This is a genomic window from Enterobacter cloacae complex sp. P17RS, from assembly GCF_014895885.1.
Taxonomy (GTDB): domain Bacteria; phylum Pseudomonadota; class Gammaproteobacteria; order Enterobacterales; family Enterobacteriaceae; genus Enterobacter; species Enterobacter bugandensis.
This window is the reverse complement of the sequence record NZ_JADBQK010000030.1, coordinates 65,120-84,608: the sequence shown is the minus strand read 5'-3', so window position 1 is coordinate 84,608 and position 19,489 is coordinate 65,120. Positions and strand designations below refer to the sequence as shown.

Below are 19,489 nucleotides of genomic sequence, written 5' to 3'. Positions count from 1 at the left end.
TCTACCATGTCCCCGAACAAGTGTTCACTATGTCCCCGGACCGTACAGTGGGAGAGGGACGGGGTGAGGGCATCAGGCCGCACGTTTCCCGTTCTACAACGCATCCTCAATCACCCACACGCTGACGCTTCCCCCTTTACAGGTAAAGGTGCCTTCGCCATCCGCCGCCGTGGTGACCGTTTCTTCACGATTGCCGAGAAAATCACGCCACGTTTTGTTGCCGTAGTTTTCCCCCAGGCAAATTACCTTCTCGCCGTCGTCGCCGTTCGACATCACCACCACGCAGCCGGGATCATCTTCCGTGCCGCTGCGGCTGAAGGCGATGCAGTTAGGATGGTCAAAAAACAGCGTCTGCACGCCGTGGGCAAAGCGCTGGCGGGCGAGGATCAGCTCGTGAAGCTGCTCAATCACCGGCATATCAATATGGTATGTTTCACCGTCCCCTCCCGTATCGTCATAGCTTGCGCCGAACAGATCCGGATAGAAGACGCTCGGCACGCCGTTTTCCCGCAGCAGGATCAGCGCGTACGCCAGCGGTTTAAACCAGGCTTCGACCGGGGCTTCCAGCGCCTGCAAAGGCTGGGTGTCATGGTTTGCGACGAGGGTCACCGCATGGAACGGGTCGGCCTCCACCAGCGTACCGGTGAAGATCTGGCTCATGTCGTAATCTCGTCCCTGACGTGACGCTTCGTGGAATTTCATCTGCAGGGGGGCATCAAACAGCATGGTTTTACCGTCGACCTGGTCAATATAGGCCTGAAGTTTATCCACCTCATGAGACCAGTATTCCGCCACGATAAACAACGGCTGTTCGGCGACTTCCTGGACGTGCTCAATCCACTCTTTGTAAAACCAGGCGGGAATATGCTTGACGGCGTCCAGACGAAAACCGTCGCAGCGCGTCTGTTCCATGACCCAGCGGGCCCAGTATTTGATCTCCTCGGTGACGGCGTGATTGCGAAAGTCGATGTTTTCGCCCATCAGGTAATCGAAGTTACCCATCTCATCATCGACCTGGTCATTCCAGCCTTCGCCGGTGTAGTCGTTGACGATTTTAAAGATCCCGTCTTCATCCGGGTTTTCAATATGGTCGACGCCACTAAAGCATTTGTAATCCCAGATAAACTGTGAGTATTGCCCGGCGCGGGCGGGGAAGGTGTAGCGAGTCCAGGCCTCACACTCGATGATTTCATCATCAATTTGTGTACGGTCCTGTTCGTTCACGCGCTGCACGCGGACAGGCTCTTTCTCATCTGCCCCCATTTTGTGGTTAACCACCACGTCCAGCAGGACGGCAATCTCGTTGCTTTTGAGGGCGTCGATGGCTTCCAGCAGCTGCGCTTTGTCACCGTATTTCGTGGCGATACTGCCTTTCTGGTCAAACTCGCCGAGGTCAAACAGATCGTAAGAGTCATAGCCAACCGAATATCCGCCGGAAGCCCCTTTATACGCGGGCGGCAGCCAAATCATGTTGATGCCGATTTCATTAAGATTGGGGGCTAACGCCGTGACTTCTCGCCACAATTCACCGCCAGCGGGGTAATACCAGTGAAAGCATTGTAACAGGGTGGGGTTTTTCATCGTCCGTGCTCCAGAAGCCATATGGCAGACTTCTGGAGTATGGATGAAGAAATCATAGTTGTGTGTCGCGGGTAACACTTTCTGGATAAAGAATATTCCCTGACAGCTTTCCATAGGTAGAGGTGATGGATTGCTGTTTGCCGGTTTGATCGATGAGATGCCTAAGCTCATCCATTCGAATTGCCAGTAACTCTTTGAGTTGACTTTCATTTTTGAGCACGTTTTCAAGCAAGAATCTGGCCTGTTCGATATGGGGCCGTGGTGCTGATGCTATTGGATTAAGCGAAATATTTTCAATAAGTTGAACATAAGTGATTTCTTGCGTGATGAGATCGTCCCACTGGCCTGCTTTAGCCAGCTTGAGCATTGAAAGGCTGAGATCATGTAGCGCCTGCCAGGCGCTAAGAGCAGAGTTGGGGTTGTTCATTAAAAATTATCCTGGTGAGAGGAGACATTAGAGCCAATTTGTTTCCACGCGTCAGCAATGTTATTCAATAAGTCCTCAACTTCGACAATTGCCCCTTCGTCATTACGTAAATTAGCGTGTAACAGACGACGAATCATATAGTCATAAAGTGCTGCAAGGTTCGCAGAAAGCGGACCTTCAATCTCCATGTTCAAACCAGCCTTCAACCCGTTGTCGATGATATTTATCGCTTTCGACAAAGCTTCACCTTTTTCGGCAACACGACCCTCGTTGAGAAAAAGCCGAGCACGGACAAGGGCACTGAGTGCCCCGTCAAAAAGCATGGTCACAAGTTGGTGCGGATTTGCACTCATTACCGCACTTTCAAGACCGATTTGTTGATATGCACGCGCACCAATTTGTGAGTACATGATTATTCCTTAACTGCTGGACGAACTAAATTGCTGTTTCAGATAGGTGGATGTATTGTTCATTTTGCTCATCAACGTATCCAGATTCGTGAATTGCGCCTTATATCGCGCCATTGTGGCTTCTATATTTGCTTCCATCGCGTCATAGCGTTGATCAAGCGTTTTAAGCGTCGTGTTTATACCGTCAGTCGCATTCTTGATAATCCCTTCTTTACCCGCGGTCGTGCTTAACATGTTTGTGAGCATCGTGCCCATTTGTGTCGCAAGGCCGGTTGCTTTCCCATCACCGGCAAAATATTCCTGTACCGCTTCTGGATTATCCGTTAACGCTTTGCTCAATTTGGTCGAGTCAATCTTAAGATTGCCTAACGAACCGTCGGCCCCCGTCGCGGTATCTTGCGTGACACCCAGCTGAGCCAGAATTGCATAAGAGCCTGACTGCACCTCAGTTAATAATCCGCGTAGCTGAGATTGCACCGAGCGTACCGTGCTATCGCCAATTAACGCGCCGTTATTTGCAGACTGGCTTTCACCGGCATCAACCTTTATATATTTGGTGACGGATGTAATGGTCGACTGTAAAGCATTATAGGCAGTTACCCAGTCAGTTATGGCTTTTTGAGTGGTGTCAGCAGCACGAGTAATATCCAGATTTTCACTGCTCGTGCTCTCATTTTTAAGACTCAGGGTAATACCCGGCAGGGCATCAGTAATCGTGTTAGTTGAACGCTCAATCGTGATGTCGTTGATAATAACTTGCGAATTTTTGGATGCCGTCTGTTGATTCATCACGCCTGTGTGAGTTGAAGAATCATATCCAATGATATTTTGTAATGTGCTGTCGCCCGAGACGCTCACCGTCATATCATTTGCTGTACCAGATGTTTTAGAGGTCAGCATTAAAGTGTAGTCACCGTCTTTCGCTTTAATGACGGTAGCAGTAACGTTCCCGTTCGCTTTGTTGATCGCGCTGGCGATTCCATTTAATGAGGTATCGGAATCACCGAGCGTAACGGTCAGCGGCGTTGTCGAGCCGGCTTGTGCAATGGTTATCGTACGAGTTCCACCCGTTGTTGCGCCTAACTGCGAGGTCGCGCTAGCCTGGCTCGCAGTAGTCAGTACCTGTGCTTTTGCCAGCGATTTAACCTGAACGGTATAGCTGCCGACGGTGGCTCCCGTTGCCGTGGTTGCCGTAAAGGAGGTATTGGTCGATCCGACTGCTGTTGCGTTCCATGTGTCAGTTTTAGAGAGTGCTGCAGTGGCGGTATTGAGCGTTTGCATCGCACTTTGCAGCTTACTGAATGCGCTGAGCTGCGCATTATAAGAGGTTTGCTGATTCGTTATTGTTGTTAATTTTGTTTTTTCAGCGGTTTCAAGGTTAGTGTAGAGCGTCTGTAAGTCCAAACCTGAGCCGACGCCAAGACTACTGATTGTTGCACTTGCCATTAGATTGTTTCCTTTAGTCAATGGTAGTTTCAGCTAGTTATCGGCGAGAGGAGAAAATAGTTTAATCATTAGTTGATAAAATTATCGGCAGAATAAGCGGCATTCCTTTCGGCATATACCCTCTTTGTTATCGGTAGGAAGGATGCAGTTCGGGGATATTTCTTCTTGCAATAAAAGGCTGAACGCCAGTTGAAATCGTGGTTTTTTACCATGCTGATGAATATTTTTCATTTAAAATCAGCTAATTAAAAAAAACTCAATGAAAATTCTAAAGTCTTCATGACGTTCGTCGATAACCTTTTTGACGGTGAGAGACGCCGTGAGTGTTAAGCACCGACCCTAGAATCCAATTTGAAGGAATTAAAATATGTCAGTAATCAATACTAACCTGTTATCCCTTTCTACTCAGAACAACCTGAATAAATCTCAGTCTGCTCTGGGTACCGCGATTGAGCGTCTGTCTTCTGGCCTGCGTATCAACAGCGCGAAAGACGATGCTGCTGGTCAGGCGATTGCTAACCGCATGAATTCACAGATCAAGGGCATGACTCAGGCTGCTCGTAACGCCAACGATGGCATTTCTATGATTCAGACTGCTGAAGGCAACCTGAACGAAATTAACACCAACTTGCAGCGTATCCGTGAACTGTCTGTACAGGCAGCAAACGGCACCAACCAAGATACTGACATGGCCTCTATCAATACCGAGATCAACCAGCGTCTATCTGAAATTGACCGTATCGCAGGTGCTGCGAACTTCAACGGTAAAAACCTGCTGGATGGTTCTCAGAGCGGCGGCGTAACCATTCAGGTTGGTGCGAACACTAAAACCGGTGATACCATCAGCATTGGCTCTGATTCTCTGATCAATGCTAAGCTGAGCTCCCTGGCATCCGGTACTGCACTTTCTGGCGGCACTGCAGCAATTAGCGACAACGCCACTGCAAAAGCGGTTATTGATGCAGTTGATACTGCTCTTAAAGGTATCGACGGCGCGCGTAGCAACCTGGGTGCAATGCAAAACCGTTTCGAATCTACAGTTAACAACCTGAACAACTCAGTGACTAACCTGTCTGCTGCACAGTCTCGTATCCAGGATGCTGACTACGCAACCGAAGTGTCTAACATGTCACGTGCACAGATCCTGCAACAGGCTGGTACTTCTGTACTGTCTCAGGCAAACCAGGTACCTCAGGCAATGCTGTCTCTGCTGCGTTAATTCTTACGCCCTTGATATTTCAAAACCCGGCGTTGCCGGGTTTTTGTTATATTGCCTCACTCCACTTTTATGTTGATAGACTTGAAAATATTATGCGCAAAATTTTACTTACCATTGACAGGTTCGAACACTACGGTCAACACGAGAGTATATTTTTTGATTTGATAGAATATTTTCATCGTCATAACTGGCAGGTCGATGTTGTTGCCAAAACAACGGGTCGGTATTGGCTCAACAATTTAAATGTCATAAATGAAAATAAAAACATTCGTTTATTGGAACAACCCAATGGTAAGTTGCATGCTTCCTACGACCTGATGTGGATATTTAACGGCTATATCCCGGCCGTACTGAATACGACTTTTATGCGAGGAGATTGTGTTTCCAGGGTCTTCTTTCATCATTTTTACAGCTATGCTGACTATGATTTACCCTATGGTGCAGATGCTGAAAATGCGCTTTCTAGCACCAGTTTTGCCTGCTCAACCGCCAGCTATGTCCGCTTAGTTGAAAAGGGCATTAAACAACCGCGGATCAAGATTTTTCCGCTTACCATTAATAATCAATTTTCTTCTGCCGGAAGGGACTTCACAGATAAACTCGAAAAAGCACTGCTGATTTCCACTGGTTATAATAAGAATTTAGTGGAGCTTATTGAGTTATTCAAGACCAAAAATATTGAACTAGATTATTATAATCTGGACTCTGCGCCTGGCCCTGTAACGCCAGAATTGCTGTCACAATATCAACTAATTATTGGCGATGAAGCGCGCGCTGTATATGCCATGAGTATGGGGTTGCCGGTTGTGATATCAGACGGTATTTCCTCGCATGGTTATCTAACAGAAGCAAATCTGTTGGAACGATCTGATTATCATTTTGCACTGACAGGTGCTTCCAAAATTGTTAACCAAAACCGCTGGGTCAAAGAAATCCTTGACGGTTACCCGCAGGCAGCCTGCTGGGCCTGGGAATACCGGGCTGAAGCAAACGCGCAATTTTCTTTAGACACCTTCGTTGGCAAGATACTGGATCGTTTACCTGCGCCGAAAAAACTACAAATTTCGCAGGAACAGCACAGTAACCTTGAATTTCATCGTAAGGTTATGGACAGTTTTGGGGAAGAAACAACGCGATCGGTGAGTAGTTGGATAAATGAAAGAAAACCAACTCCGCTGCGTTCCGCTATTATAGGGACTTTGCTTCAGTCTTTCCCTACCTGTGCCAGTATTACTGTCATAATTATTGATCGCGAAGGCGATCGAAATAAGCTGCGTGCGAGTTTGCTTTCTGTTAATAACCAAACACTAAGTGCCGACGCAATCATCGTAGTAGGAAAACTGCCATCATTTGATATTAACGATTGCCCGACAATACGCTTCGTGGATAATCTCAACCGGGCGGTGGATGAAATCACGTCAACTAATCTGCTCATTATGGACTCGGGCAATACTCTGGAAGAGCATGCGCTACTTACCTGTGCCGAGTTTACGATGCGTGATCCCCGGCGGGAACTTTGGTATTTTGACGAGCTCGTTATACGTAATGATGATGAAGATGGCTTAATTCTGAAGCCGGAATGTGATATAGATATGCTGCGTGCACATCCTTACATCGGTTCCAGTGTCTTTGTTTCAAAAGATGCAGTAAGTCGCCACAATGACTTTAATACTGACTATCAGTATTTGAGTCATATCGATATTTGTTGGAAATTAATTGAAGAAAAAGGTCCTCTCGTAATCGGCCATATTCCTGAAGCGTTGATCTCCGGGGCCATCAGCATTAGTGAGTGGTGTAAAAATCCCGCCATCATGGATGAAATGAAAATCATCACTGCCGCGCATCTTTCACGCTGTGGCATACATGCAAAGATCGTAGCTGGCGAAGAGCCTGGCGTTCAGTTCGTGATGTATCAACTTCCAGCCATCGCAAAGGTGTCGGTGATTATTCCAACACGGGACCGTCTGGTGTTACTCCAGCGGTGTATAGACTCTCTGATGGAGAAAACGGCGTACCATCAGTATGAAATTATTATTGTTGATAATGGTTCTACTGATGAAGATGCGAGAAAGTACTTGGACCAGCTTGAGTCCATGCAGTTGGCGCAAATTAAAGTTCTGCGCTGGGATGCGGCGTTTAACTTTGCCTCTATCAACAACTATGCCAGCCGTTATGCAACAGGTGAATACCTGTTGTTTATGAATAATGATATTGAAATTAATGAAGGCAACTGGATGGGGGCATTGCTCGAACTCGCTCAACGCCCGGAAGTCGGTATAGTAGGTAGTAAACTTGTCTATCCTGATGGCACGCTGGAGCATGGTGGGTATATCACGGGCATCAATGACGGCGTGACTGTCTGTGGGAGAGGAAGCTCTCAGGAAGAAAGCGGCTTTCTTAGCCGGTTGAAGATTCCTCGGGGCGCTCATGCAGTAAGTGCGGCCTGCATGATGATGCGTAAAGAAGTATTTGATGAGCTTGGCGGATTCGATGAAGAGAATTTCCCGATCTACTACGCTGACGTTGATTTGGCATTAAAAGCAAAAGCGCAAGGTTATATCACCTTGTGGACACCTTTTAGCAGCGTTAAGCACCTTGGCGGAGCTTCGCGTTTGTTCCCAGAAAAATTTTCAGTCGCTACTCATGCGGATGAAGCATGTCATGATGCGCTACTGGATAAATGGGGAGCAGAACTGGCACGTGATCCTTATTATAATTCTAATATGAACCGTCTCGGGTCGACATTCAGCCTAAATACACGTATGTCGCGCTTACCGAATGCGCTTCCAGGAAGGCCGTTACCTGTGATCATGGGGACCCACATTAACTGGACAGGATGTGGTAATTATCGCGTCATTAAACCTCTTCATGCACTTCAGCAAGAGCTGAAAGCTGATGGTGGATTGATCTTGGGACTGCCAACGGTGATGGAAGTGGCTCAATTCCAGCCCGATCGACTGATTCTTGAAGTACCTATTGCTGATGATATTCCTCAGACAGTAAAACGCTATCGTCAGGTCTGTAATGCCAAAATTATTATGGAATTTGATGATTACTATTTAGACGTCCCGGAGAAAAATATCTTCAGGGAGAATGTGCCAAAAGACATTCAGAATCGCTTGAGTTCAGCCCTTGCTCTGGCCGACTGGGTTGTTGTTTCGACTGAGCCGCTAGCTGAAGCTTATTCTCGTTTCCATTCGGATATCCGTGTGGCAAAAAATCGTCTGGATATGGAACTGTGGGGAAGCCTCAAGTCTGCTAAACGTTGTGGCAAAAAACCTCGTGTAGGCTGGGCAGGAGGCTCGAGCCATACGGGCGATCTTGAAATATTGTTACCTATCATTCATGAATTACAGGATGAAGTGGAATGGGTGTTTATGGGGATGAAACCTGCAGGTGTCAATTGTGAATTCCATTTACCTGTACCTTTTGAACATTATCCGCAAAAGTTGAGTGAACTTGATCTTGATCTGGCATTGGTCCCGCTTGAACAGAATCGGTTCAATGAATGTAAAAGTAATCTTCGTATCTTAGAACTGGGAAGTTGTGGATTCCCCATTATCTGCACCGATATCGAACCCTATCGCTGTGGCCTGCCCGTTCATCGGGTAAAAAATACCCCCAGTGCGTGGATTTCTGCTGTTCGTGAGCATATTTACGACAGGAATGCACTTAATAAGGCTGGGGAACAACTGCGCAACGCAGTACACCGAGACTGGATGCTAAGAGAGAGTGGTCTGGATGATTGGCAACGTGCCTGGATAGGCTAATGCTTGTACCCAAGTGGGAAAGCGTCAGAAACTGGCGGTGTCTGAAACGAAGAATAGGTAAATGATGTATGTATCAGGGTGAAAAAATTGGTGTGGGGATCGTCACTTTTAATCGTAAAGACGGTTTGCTTAAACTATTTAACTCTCTGCCGCGCCAATATATTGATGAACTGGTTATTATTAATGACGGACAACATTATCCTGAGTATTCAGGTCTTGATTGTTGTTATATTTTGAATGAGGAAAATCTCGGGGTCGGGTGCAGCAAAAATCGGGCCCTGTCATATCTGCAAGAAAAAGGCGTTGACCACTATTTTCTTATTGAGGATGACGTTTTTGTTAAACGGGATGATGTTTTTCTTCGCTATATTGAAATGGCCCGACTCACAGGCATACAACATTTTAATTTTAGTCAGCATGGGTTACTGAATGTTAATCCACAGGGACAGCCACTCGTGCGAATGCGGTGCGATTATGCAAGTGAAAAACTATTTATGTTCCCTTCCTGCGTGGGAGCATTTAGTTACTACACTGCACTGGCGCTCGATACAGTGGGTCTGATGGACGAACGTTTCTATAATGCTCTTGAGCATGTTGATCATACTATTGCGATTATTGATGCTGGCATGCATCCTCCGTTCGGTTATTTTGCAGACATCGCAGACTCACAAGATTATATTGGTGATGAAGGATGGAGTACTAAGCAATCCACAATTTCAGGCGAACTCACTTTCAGGGCGATAGTGACAGTGGCTTTGCAACGTTTTAAACAAAAGCGTGGTCTCATGCCTACTGATATTACTATTGAGAACACAAAAAAAGTCACTCGGCAATTGGAAAAAATCCATAAAAAATATGCAGTTAGTTATTAAAGAGTGCATTATAACATTCAGCAAGCCAGTTGCGGAAAAACCACTGGCTGCTGTTTTTCCTGATCTAATCTCAAAATAACCCCCCATTTCACCCACTATTCATCCAATTGAACGCCCTGCAGAATCGGATAATCATGCCGATAACTCAACTAACGCAGGGCTGTTTATCGTGAATTCACTCTATACCGCTGAAGGTGTAATGGATAAACACTCGCTGTGGCAGCGTTATGTCCCGCTGGTGCGTCACGAAGCATTGCGCCTCCAGGTGCGTTTGCCGGCGAGCGTGGAACTTGACGATCTGCTACAGGCGGGCGGTATCGGGTTATTGAATGCAGTTGACCGATACGACGCTCTGCAAGGAACGGCATTTACGACTTACGCAGTTCAGCGTATTCGTGGTGCGATGCTGGACGAGCTGCGCAGCCGCGACTGGGTGCCGCGCAGCGTTCGCCGCAACGCGCGCGAAGTGGCGCATGCAATGGGACAGCTGGAACAGGAACTGGGACGCAACGCAACGGAAACCGAAGTGGCGGAACGTCTTGGTATTGCTGTTGAAGAGTATCGTCAGATGTTGCTCGATACCAATAATAGCCAACTCTTCTCCTATGACGAGTGGCGCGAAGAGCATGGCGATAGCATCGAGCTGGTGACGGACGAGCACCAGCAGGAAAACCCGTTACACCATTTAATGGAAGGGAATTTACGCCAGCGCGTAATGGAAGCGATTGAAGCTCTGCCCGAGCGCGAACAGCTGGTGTTGACCCTTTATTACCAGGAAGAGCTTAATCTCAAAGAGATTGGCGCGGTTCTGGAGGTGGGGGAGTCGCGGGTTAGCCAGCTGCACAGCCAGGCCATTAAACGCTTACGAACCAAACTGGGTAAGTTATAGGTGATCAAATCACCCGAAAAATGCCGCACAACGTATTGACAACCAGGAGTTATCATGACGGTGCAGCAATCTAAAAGACGGCCTTTAAGCCGCTACCTGAAAGACTTTAAACACAGCCAGACGCATTGCGCCCACTGTAACAAATTACTCGATCGTATCACGCTGGTTCGCCGCGGCGAGATCGTGAATAAAATCGCTATCTCTCGCCTCGACACGTTAATGGATGAAGCCGCGTGGCTCGAAGAGCAAAAAGAGTGGGTGGCGCTTTGCCGTTTCTGTGGCGATCTCCACTGCAAAGAGCAAAGCGACTTCTTCGATATCATCGGCTTCAAACAATTCCTGTTTGAACAAACGGAGATGAGCCACGGCACCGTGCGCGAATATGTGGTTCGCCTGCGCCGTCTTGGGCAGCATCTGAGCGTTAACAATATCTCTCGCGATCTGCTGAAGACCGGTTACCTGGATGAAAATCTCGAGCCGTGGCTGCCTGCAACCAGCACCAACAACTATCGTATTGCGCTGCGCAAGTATGCGCAATATAAGGTGCAAATGCCGGGTTCCGTGAAGCAGAAAGCGCTCGCCGGAACAACTTCTGATATATATTAAAAAAGAATAAGATGTAGCGCAGTCGCCTTTGACGTTGCAGGCGATTTCTCTACACTACGTAAAAATTCCACTATATCGGGGTATTTATGAAATTTGCACTTCTGGGTCGTCAGGCGCTGATGGGTGTTATGGCCGTCGCGCTGGTTGCGGGCATGAGCGTGAAAACGTTCGCCGCAGAAAACCTGCTGAATAAAGTAAAAGAGCGCGGTACGCTGCTGGTCGGGCTGGAAGGAACCTATCCTCCCTTCAGCTTCCAGGGCGATGACGGCAAGCTGACCGGTTTTGAAGTGGAATTTGCAGAAGAACTGGCGAAGCACCTCGGCGTTAAAGCCTCCCTGAAACCGACCAAATGGGACGGTATGCTGGCCTCGCTGGATTCAAAACGTATTGACGTGGTGATTAACCAGGTGACCATTTCTGACGAGCGTAAGAAGAAGTATGACTTCTCCACGCCGTACACCGTGTCCGGTATTCAGGCGCTGGTGAAGAAAGGTAACGAAGGCTCCATTAAATCCGCTGCCGATCTGAAAGGCAAAAAAGTCGGCGTCGGTCTGGGAACTAACTACGAAGAGTGGCTGCGCCAGAACGTTCAGGGCGTGGATATCCGCACCTATGATGATGACCCGACGAAATATCAGGACCTGCGCGTAGGCCGTATCGACGCCATTCTGGTTGACCGTCTGGCCGCTTTGGATCTGGTGAAGAAAACCAACAATACCCTGGCAGTAGCGGGTGATGCGTTCTCTCGTCAGGAATCCGGCGTGGCCGTCCGTAAAGGCAACGAGGATCTGGTGAAAGCCATTGATTCCGCGATTGCTGACATGCAGAAAGACGGCAGCCTGAAGGCGCTGTCTGAGAAGTGGTTCGGGGCCGACGTCACCAAATAAGTCGCTGACCTGGAAAAAAGGCGCTTTTAAAAGCGCCTTTTTTATTTCTTACGCGTCTGCGTGCATAATGAAAAATATCACATTTTGTCTGAGTTACCGGAGAGTCCATGTCACTACAGAATTTAACGCGCTTTCCCCGTCTGGAGTTTATCGGTGCGCCGACGCCGCTGGAGTACCTGCCGCGATTTTCTGATTATCTGGGACGCGATATTTTTATTAAGCGCGATGACGTGACGCCGATGGCGATGGGGGGCAATAAGCTGCGCAAGCTGGAGTTTCTGGCGGCCGACGCGCTGCGCGAAGGCGCGGATACGCTTATTACTGCCGGGGCCATTCAGTCCAACCATGTTCGTCAGACGGCCGCCGTGGCGGCAAAGCTCGGGCTTCACTGCGTGGCCCTGCTGGAAAACCCGATTGGCACGCGGGCTGAAAACTATCTCACCAACGGTAACCGCCTGCTTTTAGACTTGTTCAACGTGCAGGTGGAGATGGTGGATGCGTTGACCGACCCGACCGCGCAGCTCGAAGATCTGGCGACGCGTCTGGAAGCGCAGGGTTTCCGCCCCTACGTTATTCCCGTCGGCGGTTCGAACGCGCTGGGCGCGCTGGGCTATGTGGAAAGTGCGCTGGAAATCGCCCAGCAGTGCGAGGGCGCCGTTAGCCTCTCGTCGGTCGTTGTCGCCTCCGGAAGCGCGGGCACGCATGCCGGGCTGGCGGTGGGGCTGGAACAGCTTCTGCCGGATGTCGAGCTGATTGGCGTGACGGTTTCCCGCAGCGTCGCGGACCAGAAGCCAAAAGTAGTAGCGCTGCAACAGGCGGTGGCAGAGCAACTGGAGCTGAAGGCCAGGGCCGAGATCTTGCTCTGGGATGACTATTTTGCGCCGGGCTACGGCACGCCTAATGAAGAGGGGATGGAAGCCGTTAAGCTGCTGGCGCGCCTTGAAGGTATACTGCTCGATCCGGTCTATACGGGTAAAGCGATGGCCGGGCTTATCGATGGCATTGCGCAGAAACGCTTTAAGGATGAAGGGCCGATTTTATTTGTGCACACCGGCGGGGCGCCCGCGCTGTTTGCTTATCATCCTCATGTCTAAAAATCAGGTCGAAAAATAATAATGCAAGAAAGTATTCAACTGGTTATTGATTCCCTGCCATTCCTGCTGAAAGGTGCGGTATTCACGCTACAGCTCAGTATCGGCGGGATGTTCTTCGGTCTTGTGTTGGGCTTTGTACTGGCCTTAATGCGAATGTCGCCCATCCTGCCGGTACGCTGGCTGGCGCGCTTTTATATTTCCGTGTTTCGCGGTACGCCGCTTATCGCTCAGCTCTTTATGATCTACTACGGTTTACCGCAGTTCGGCATCGAGCTGGATCCGATCCCGGCGGCGATGATTGGCCTGTCGCTTAACACGGCGGCCTATACCTCCGAAACCCTGCGCGCGGCGATCTCGTCGATTGATAAAGGCCAGTGGGAAGCGGCGGCCAGTATCGGGATGACGCCGTGGCAGACGCTGCGTCGCGCCATTCTGCCGCAGGCGGCGCGGGTAGCGCTTCCGCCGCTGAGCAACAGCTTCATCAGCCTGGTAAAAGATACCTCTCTGGCGGCAACCATCCAGGTGCCGGAGCTGTTCCGTCAGGCGCAGCTCATTACCTCGCGCACCCTTGAAGTTTTCACCATGTATCTGGCCGCCTCGCTGATCTACTGGGTGATGGCGACGGTGTTGTCTGCTCTGCAAAACTACTTTGAAAACCAGCTTAACCGCCAGGAGCGTGATCCAAAATGAGTGCAATTGACGTCAAAAACCTGGTGAAAAAATTCCACGGGCAAACGGTGCTCCACGGCATCGACCTGGAAGTTGAGCAGGGCGAAGTCGTGGCGATTATTGGCCCGAGCGGTTCGGGGAAAACCACGCTGCTGCGCAGTATCAACCTGCTTGAGCAGCCGGAAGGGGGCACCATTCGGGTTGGGGAGATAACGATTGATACCGGCAAATCCATCAGCCAGCAGAAAGGGTTGATTCGCCGCCTGCGTCAGCATGTCGGCTTTGTGTTCCAGAGCTTCAATCTATTCCCGCACCGCACGGTGCTGGAAAATATTATTGAAGGACCGGTCATTGTAAAAGGTGAGCCCAAAGAGGAAGCGACGGCACTCGCCCGCGAGTTGCTCGCCAAAGTCGGGCTGGCAGGGAAAGAGACCAGCTATCCGCGCCGCCTGTCGGGCGGGCAGCAGCAGCGCGTGGCCATCGCGCGCGCGCTGGCGATGCGCCCTGACGTGATCCTGTTTGATGAACCGACCTCCGCGCTCGATCCAGAACTGGTGGGTGAGGTGCTGAACACCATCCGCCAGCTGGCGCAGGAAAAACGCACGATGGTTATCGTGACCCATGAAATGAGCTTTGCGCGCGACGTGGCGGACAGAGCCATCTTTATGGACCAGGGGCGGATTGTGGAGCAGGGACCGGCGAAAAGCTTATTTGCTAACCCCCAGCAGCCGCGAACCCGTCAGTTCCTGGAAAAATTCCTTATGCAGTAGCATTTATGTACTCATTTGCTCCAGAAAGTTCTTCTGGAGCAAATTATTCTCGCTCTTCGCCTTAAACGGTGTTCTTTTATTCTACCCGAACAGAATAATCCTTATCCATAGCATAGTTAATGGTGCTAGTGCCGATATTTTGTAGTTAGAAATAAGTTTTATGTGTTAGGTTATATTCACCATAATAATGATTATCTTTTCAGAGGCTTCTTTTAGTAAGTATGAAGGATTCAGACTTTTTCACCTGGCGACGGGATTGCTCCCTGCGGTTTCAGGAATTGACCTGTGCCGCCGAGGTATATCATGAACTTCAGCGACAAACTCAGGCGCTGGAATTCGATTATTACTCACTCTGTGTGCGCCATCCGGTGCCGTTTACGCGGCCTAAAATTGCTGTGCATGCCACTTATCCGCAACAGTGGCTGGCGCAATATCAATCAGAGAACTATTTCACCATCGATCCGGTGCTAAAGCCGGAGAATTTCATTCAGGGGCATTTACCCTGGACGGACGAATTATTTGCGGATGCTCAGGAATTATGGCATAGGGCGCAGGACTTCGGTCTACGTTCGGGAATAACTCAGTGTCTGATGCTGCCTAATCATGCGCTCGGCTTCCTCTCAGTTTCCCGTACTCGCGCGCAGGAAGGACCGTTTGCCGGCGAGGAAATAGAGTTGCGGCTGCAGATGCTGGTGCAAATGGCATTAACAGCGCTGCTGCGTTTTGAAGATAAGATGGTTATGCCGCCTGAGATGAAATTCAGCAAACGCGAACGAGAAATTTTGAAATGGACCGCGGAAGGTAAGACGTCGGCGGAAATAGCGATCATTCTCTCTATTTCAGAGAATACGGTTAACTTCCATCAGAAGAATATGCAGAAAAAATTTAATGCGCCAAACAAGACGCAGATTGCCTGTTATGCGGCGGCTACAGGACTGATCTGATTAGAGAGTACGTTCTGCGTGACAGACGAGTGGACGGCTGAATGCACTGCATCCAGCCGTTTTTTGTTACTGGCGGTACGCTTGTTTGATTTGCTTAACGGTGTTAGCAAATACGGCCGATTCCGCCTGGTCTTCCATCTGCGCGATTTGTTTTTCCATTTTAATGATCACACGACCAGCATCAGCCTGGCCCATCGCCTGCAGCATCAGCGTTAGCAGCGCTTTCAGGCAGTTTACTTCCTGTGCCAGTTCCTGGTTATTCTCGGCAGTGGCAAATTCAGGTGTGCTCATTTATTTTCCTCATTATTAAACGGCGCTAAAGCGCGACGACGAAAGTCAAGGCGGCGGAGTATACCACAAGCTGCAGCAAAAAATGCAGCGGTTGTTTTTCGTACTTTTACGCCAGTGTTTATTTGCGTAAACAGAGCCAGCCGGTAAACTGATGCTCTGGTACGGCTATTAATTGTTTGCGCCTGGTTTACTTGCCGTTAATTATTGTTACAAAAATTGAGAAGAGTTTTTCCGCGAGGAAAGCGTGCAAGCTTTTTGTAACTTTTTGAATACAGATGCTTAAAAATAGCCGCAAAAGCTCTGATGGCAAGGGCTCTCTTTCCATGGACTGTACAGGCTAATTTCCAAAAACGAGAGCAAAATCGAATAGCCGATTTTTTAACGTTTTAATCTTGTGATGAAAACCGTTAATATAAGCCAAATTATCACTCAGTAGCGTTATCCCTATTCTGGAGACATTTCCTTTGATCAACGTCCTTCTTGTTGATGACCACGAACTGGTGCGCGCAGGGATACGACGCATTCTTGAAGATATTAAAGGTATTAAAGTTGCCGGTGAGGCGTGCTGTGGGGAAGATGCCGTAAAATGGTGCCGCACAAACTCGGCCGATGTGGTGCTGATGGATATGAATATGCCCGGTATCGGTGGCCTTGAGGCAACACGCAAAATCGCGCGTACCTTTGTTGATACAAAAGTCATCATGCTGACCGTGCATACTGAAAATCCGCTTCCCGCGAAGGTGATGCAGGCGGGGGCAGCCGGTTACCTGAGCAAAGGCGCCGCACCGCAGGAGGTCGTCAATGCTATCCGTTCTGTATTTGCCGGGCAGCGTTACATTGCCTCCGACATTGCGCAGCAGATGGCGCTGAGCCAGATCGAACCCGAGAAAACGGAATCACCGTTTGCCAGTTTGTCTGAGCGTGAATTGCAGATTATGCTGATGATCACCAAGGGTCAGAAAGTGAATGAGATCTCGGAGCAGCTGAATCTCAGCCCGAAAACGGTCAACAGCTATCGTTATCGTATGTTCAGTAAACTGAACATTCATGGTGATGTTGAACTGACTCATCTGGCCATCCGGCACGGTTTATGTAACGCGGAGACGTTGTTAAGTCAGTGAGTGATGTATTCGATTCAAAAGCATTTCTGAAAACCGTAACCAGCCAGCCAGGCGTCTATCGGATGTATGACGCTGGCGGTACGGTTATCTATGTGGGGAAGGCCAAAGATCTTAAAAAGCGTCTTTCCAGCTATTTCCGCAGTAACCTTGCCTCCCGTAAGACCGAAGCGCTGGTCTCACTCATTCAGAATATTGATGTCACCGTGACGCATACCGAGACGGAAGCGCTGCTGCTTGAGCACAACTATATTAAGCTCTACCAGCCGCGCTATAATGTGCTGCTGCGGGACGACAAATCCTATCCGTTTATCTTTCTGAGTGGTGACACCCATCCGCGCCTGGCGATGCACCGCGGCGCAAAACACGCGAAAGGCGAATATTTCGGCCCCTTCCCGAATGGCTATGCCGTGCGAGAGACGCTGGCGCTGCTGCAAAAAATCTTCCCGATCCGCCAGTGTGAAAACAGCGTCTACCGCAACCGCTCGCGCCCATGTTTACAGTACCAGATTGGGCGTTGCCTTGGCCCCTGTGTTGCCGGGCTGGTCAGTGAAGACGAGTATGCGCAGCAGGTGGAATACGTACGCCTGTTCTTAGCTGGCAAAGACGATCAGGTTTTAACCCAGCTGATCGCCAGAATGGAAAAAGCCAGTGCCGCACTTGAGTTTGAAGAGGCTGCGCGGATCCGCGACCAGATCCAGGCGGTGCGCAGAGTCACTGAGAAACAGTTTGTCTCAAATACCGGCGACGATCTCGACGTTATTGGCGTGTCCTTCGACGCCGGCATGGCCTGCGTGCATGTGCTGTTTATTCGCCAGGGCAAAGTGCTCGGCAGCCGCAGCTATTTCCCGAAGGTGCCTGGCGGCACCGAGCTGGGTGAAGTGGTGGAAACCTTTGTTGGCCAGTTTTATCTTCAGGGCAGCCAGATGCGTACGCTGCCCTCGGAGATCCTGCTCGATTTTAGCCTCGATGATAAAACCCTGCTGGCCGATTCGCTTTCCGAACTGGCCGGGCGTAGGGTCAATGTTCAAACCAAACCGCGCGGTGACCGTGCACGCTATCTGAAGCTGGCGCGGACCAACGCGGCGACGGCGCTCACCACTAAACTGTCCCAGCAATCGACGGTTAACCAGCGTCTAACCGCGCTGGCGACGCTCCTGAAGTTGCCGGAAGTGAAGCGAATGGAATGTTTCGATATCAGCCATACGATGGGTGAGCAGACAGTGGCGTCCTGCGTGGTATTTGACGCCAACGGCCCGCTACGCGCCGAGTATCGCCGCTATAACATCACCGGCATCACGCCGGGTGATGACTATGCTGCCATGAATCAGGTGCTGCGCCGTCGCTACGGTAAAGCGATTGAAGAGAGCAAGATCCCGGACGTGATTCTTATCGACGGTGGGAAAGGGCAGCTAGGTCAGGCGAAAGCGGTATTCGAGTCGCTCGACGTTGAGTGGGACAAGAATCACCCGCTGCTGTTAGGCGTGGCAAAAGGGGCCGATCGTAAGGCCGGTCTGGAAACGCTGTTTTTTGAGCCGGAAGGTGAGGGCTTCAGCCTGCCGCCGGACTCCCCGGCGCTGCACGTCATCCAGCATATTCGCGATGAGTCGCACGACCATGCCATCAGCGGCCACCGCAAAAAACGGGCGAAGGTCAAAAACACGAGCACGCTTGAAACTATTGAGGGCGTTGGGCCAAAACGCCGCCAGATGCTGCTGAAGTATATGGGCGGATTGCAAGGATTACTCAACGCCAGTATGGAGGAAATTGCAAAAGTGCCGGGTATTTCGCAAGGGCTGGCAGAAAAGATCTACTACTCGTTGAAACATTGAGGGCTCTGTAGCAACATAGAGCTAAATTTTACTGACAACAAATAGTTACCGTCACTATGCAATATAATATCCCTACGTTGCTCACTCTCTTTCGTGTTGTACTGATTCCGTTCTTTGTGCTGGCGTTTTACCTGCCGGTCGTCTGGGCACCGTTCGCCTGCGCATTGATCTTCCTTATTGCAGCGGTAACTGACTGGTTTGATGGCTATCTGGCGCGCCGCTGGAACCAGAGCACCCGTTTCGGCGCCTTTCTCGATCCGGTAGCGGATAAAGTGATGGTCGCGATCGCGATGGTGCTGGTGGCTGAGCACTATCATACCTGGTGGGTAACGCTGCCCGCCGCAACTATGATTGGCCGTGAGATCATCATCTCTGCGTTGCGTGAGTGGATGGCGGAGCTGGGGAAACGCAGCAGCGTGGCGGTATCCTGGATTGGTAAAGTGAAAACCACCGCGCAGATGGCCTCGCTGGTGTGGATGCTCTGGCGTCCGAACGCCTGGGTTGAGTGGGCGGGGATTGGCCTCCTGTGGGTGGCGGCAGTGCTGACGCTGTGGTCAATGCTGCAATATTTGAACGCTGCGCGCGGGGATTTGCTTGATCAGTGATCGTTTCGCCGTAATTTTCAGCAAACAATCCAGACAAGCAAAAAATAACGTTGACTCAT

Annotated in this window: 18 protein-coding genes; 13 read left to right on the top strand and 5 right to left on the bottom strand. The window is 49.9% G+C overall.

The genetic code is table 11. The features are described 5' to 3' along the window. Positions 1-93 precede the first annotated feature (93 nt). Genes amyA through fliD form a run of 4 tightly spaced genes read right to left on the bottom strand, consistent with a single transcriptional unit; the run spans position 94 to position 3,864 of the window. Complete coding sequence (gene amyA, locus IM265_RS20175) at positions 94-1,581, bottom strand: alpha-amylase (protein ID WP_047367839.1); 1,488 nt, start codon at positions 1,579-1,581, stop codon at positions 94-96. Positions 1,582-1,633: 52 nt separating this feature from the next. Continuing rightward, the gene (fliT, locus tag IM265_RS20170) at positions 1,634-2,008 is read right to left on the bottom strand and encodes a flagella biosynthesis regulatory protein FliT (protein ID WP_049000127.1); all 375 of its coding nucleotides are present in this window, start codon (positions 2,006-2,008) and stop codon (positions 1,634-1,636) included. Continuing rightward, entirely contained in the window at positions 2,008-2,418 is a 411-nt protein-coding gene (gene fliS / locus IM265_RS20165) for a flagellar export chaperone FliS (RefSeq protein WP_049000129.1), read from the bottom strand. Before fliS ends, fliT begins: the two co-directional genes overlap by 1 nt. Before the next feature lie 9 nt (positions 2,419-2,427). After that, a complete protein-coding gene (fliD, locus tag IM265_RS20160) occupies positions 2,428-3,864 on the bottom strand; it encodes a flagellar filament capping protein FliD (protein WP_049000130.1) in 1,437 nt (478 codons plus the stop codon). 367 nt (positions 3,865-4,231) lie between these two features. Between fliD and IM265_RS20155 the strand changes: the two genes are divergently transcribed. The 10 genes from IM265_RS20155 (at position 4,232) to sdiA (ending at position 15,584) form a co-directional block, all read left to right on the top strand. Continuing rightward, the gene (locus IM265_RS20155) at positions 4,232-5,083 is read left to right on the top strand and encodes a flagellin domain-containing protein (RefSeq protein ID WP_063154953.1); all 852 of its coding nucleotides are present in this window, start codon (positions 4,232-4,234) and stop codon (positions 5,081-5,083) included. 92 nt (positions 5,084-5,175) lie between these two features. Further along, positions 5,176-8,853, top strand: a complete 3,678-nt coding sequence (locus IM265_RS20150) for a glycosyltransferase (RefSeq protein WP_063154952.1) — start codon at positions 5,176-5,178, stop codon at positions 8,851-8,853. Positions 8,854-8,921: 68 nt separating this feature from the next. After that, positions 8,922-9,725 (top strand): glycosyltransferase family 2 protein, encoded by an 804-nt coding sequence (locus tag IM265_RS20145; RefSeq protein ID WP_063154951.1) that lies wholly within the window; start codon positions 8,922-8,924, stop codon positions 9,723-9,725. Between the two features lie 169 nt (positions 9,726-9,894). Continuing rightward, entirely contained in the window at positions 9,895-10,614 is a 720-nt protein-coding gene (locus IM265_RS20140) for an RNA polymerase sigma factor FliA (RefSeq protein ID WP_014170714.1), read from the top strand. A gap of 54 nt (positions 10,615-10,668) precedes the next feature. Further along, complete coding sequence (gene fliZ / locus IM265_RS20135) at positions 10,669-11,220, top strand: flagella biosynthesis regulatory protein FliZ (RefSeq protein ID WP_028013680.1); 552 nt, start codon at positions 10,669-10,671, stop codon at positions 11,218-11,220. 86 nt (positions 11,221-11,306) lie between these two features. Beyond that, positions 11,307-12,107, top strand: coding sequence for a cystine ABC transporter substrate-binding protein (tcyJ, locus tag IM265_RS20130; protein WP_028013679.1), 801 nt, complete (start codon positions 11,307-11,309; stop codon positions 12,105-12,107). Between the two features lie 107 nt (positions 12,108-12,214). Continuing rightward, positions 12,215-13,201 carry a D-cysteine desulfhydrase gene (dcyD, locus tag IM265_RS20125; protein ID WP_063154950.1) on the top strand — a complete coding sequence of 329 codons (987 nt, stop codon included), beginning with the start codon at positions 12,215-12,217 and terminating at the stop codon, positions 13,199-13,201. A 21-nt stretch (positions 13,202-13,222) separates the two neighbouring features. Then, positions 13,223-13,891 (top strand): cystine ABC transporter permease, encoded by a 669-nt coding sequence (gene tcyL / locus IM265_RS20120; protein ID WP_028013677.1) that lies wholly within the window; start codon positions 13,223-13,225, stop codon positions 13,889-13,891. Continuing rightward, the gene (tcyN, locus tag IM265_RS20115) at positions 13,888-14,640 is read left to right on the top strand and encodes an L-cystine ABC transporter ATP-binding protein TcyN (protein ID WP_193032050.1); all 753 of its coding nucleotides are present in this window, start codon (positions 13,888-13,890) and stop codon (positions 14,638-14,640) included. The genes tcyL and tcyN overlap by 4 nt, the downstream gene beginning before the upstream one ends. A gap of 221 nt (positions 14,641-14,861) precedes the next feature. Beyond that, a complete protein-coding gene (sdiA, locus tag IM265_RS20110; RefSeq protein ID WP_028013675.1) occupies positions 14,862-15,584 on the top strand; it encodes a transcriptional regulator SdiA in 723 nt (240 codons plus the stop codon). Positions 15,585-15,650: 66 nt separating this feature from the next. Here sdiA and IM265_RS20105 read toward each other — a convergent pair whose 3' ends face one another. Next, on the bottom strand, positions 15,651-15,875 hold the full coding sequence (locus tag IM265_RS20105) for a DUF2594 family protein (RefSeq protein WP_014832453.1): 225 nt from the start codon (positions 15,873-15,875) through the stop codon (positions 15,651-15,653). A 464-nt stretch (positions 15,876-16,339) separates the two neighbouring features. Between IM265_RS20105 and uvrY the strand changes: the two genes are divergently transcribed. Genes uvrY through pgsA form a run of 3 tightly spaced genes read left to right on the top strand, consistent with a single transcriptional unit; the run spans position 16,340 to position 19,430 of the window. Then, positions 16,340-16,996, top strand: a complete 657-nt coding sequence (gene uvrY, locus IM265_RS20100) for a UvrY/SirA/GacA family response regulator transcription factor (protein ID WP_013096026.1) — start codon at positions 16,340-16,342, stop codon at positions 16,994-16,996. Continuing rightward, complete coding sequence (gene uvrC / locus IM265_RS20095; RefSeq protein ID WP_045260340.1) at positions 16,993-18,825, top strand: excinuclease ABC subunit UvrC; 1,833 nt, start codon at positions 16,993-16,995, stop codon at positions 18,823-18,825. The genes uvrY and uvrC overlap by 4 nt, the downstream gene beginning before the upstream one ends. A gap of 56 nt (positions 18,826-18,881) precedes the next feature. Next, positions 18,882-19,430 (top strand): CDP-diacylglycerol--glycerol-3-phosphate 3-phosphatidyltransferase, encoded by a 549-nt coding sequence (gene pgsA / locus IM265_RS20090; RefSeq protein WP_041909393.1) that lies wholly within the window; start codon positions 18,882-18,884, stop codon positions 19,428-19,430. Positions 19,431-19,489 lie beyond the last annotated feature (59 nt).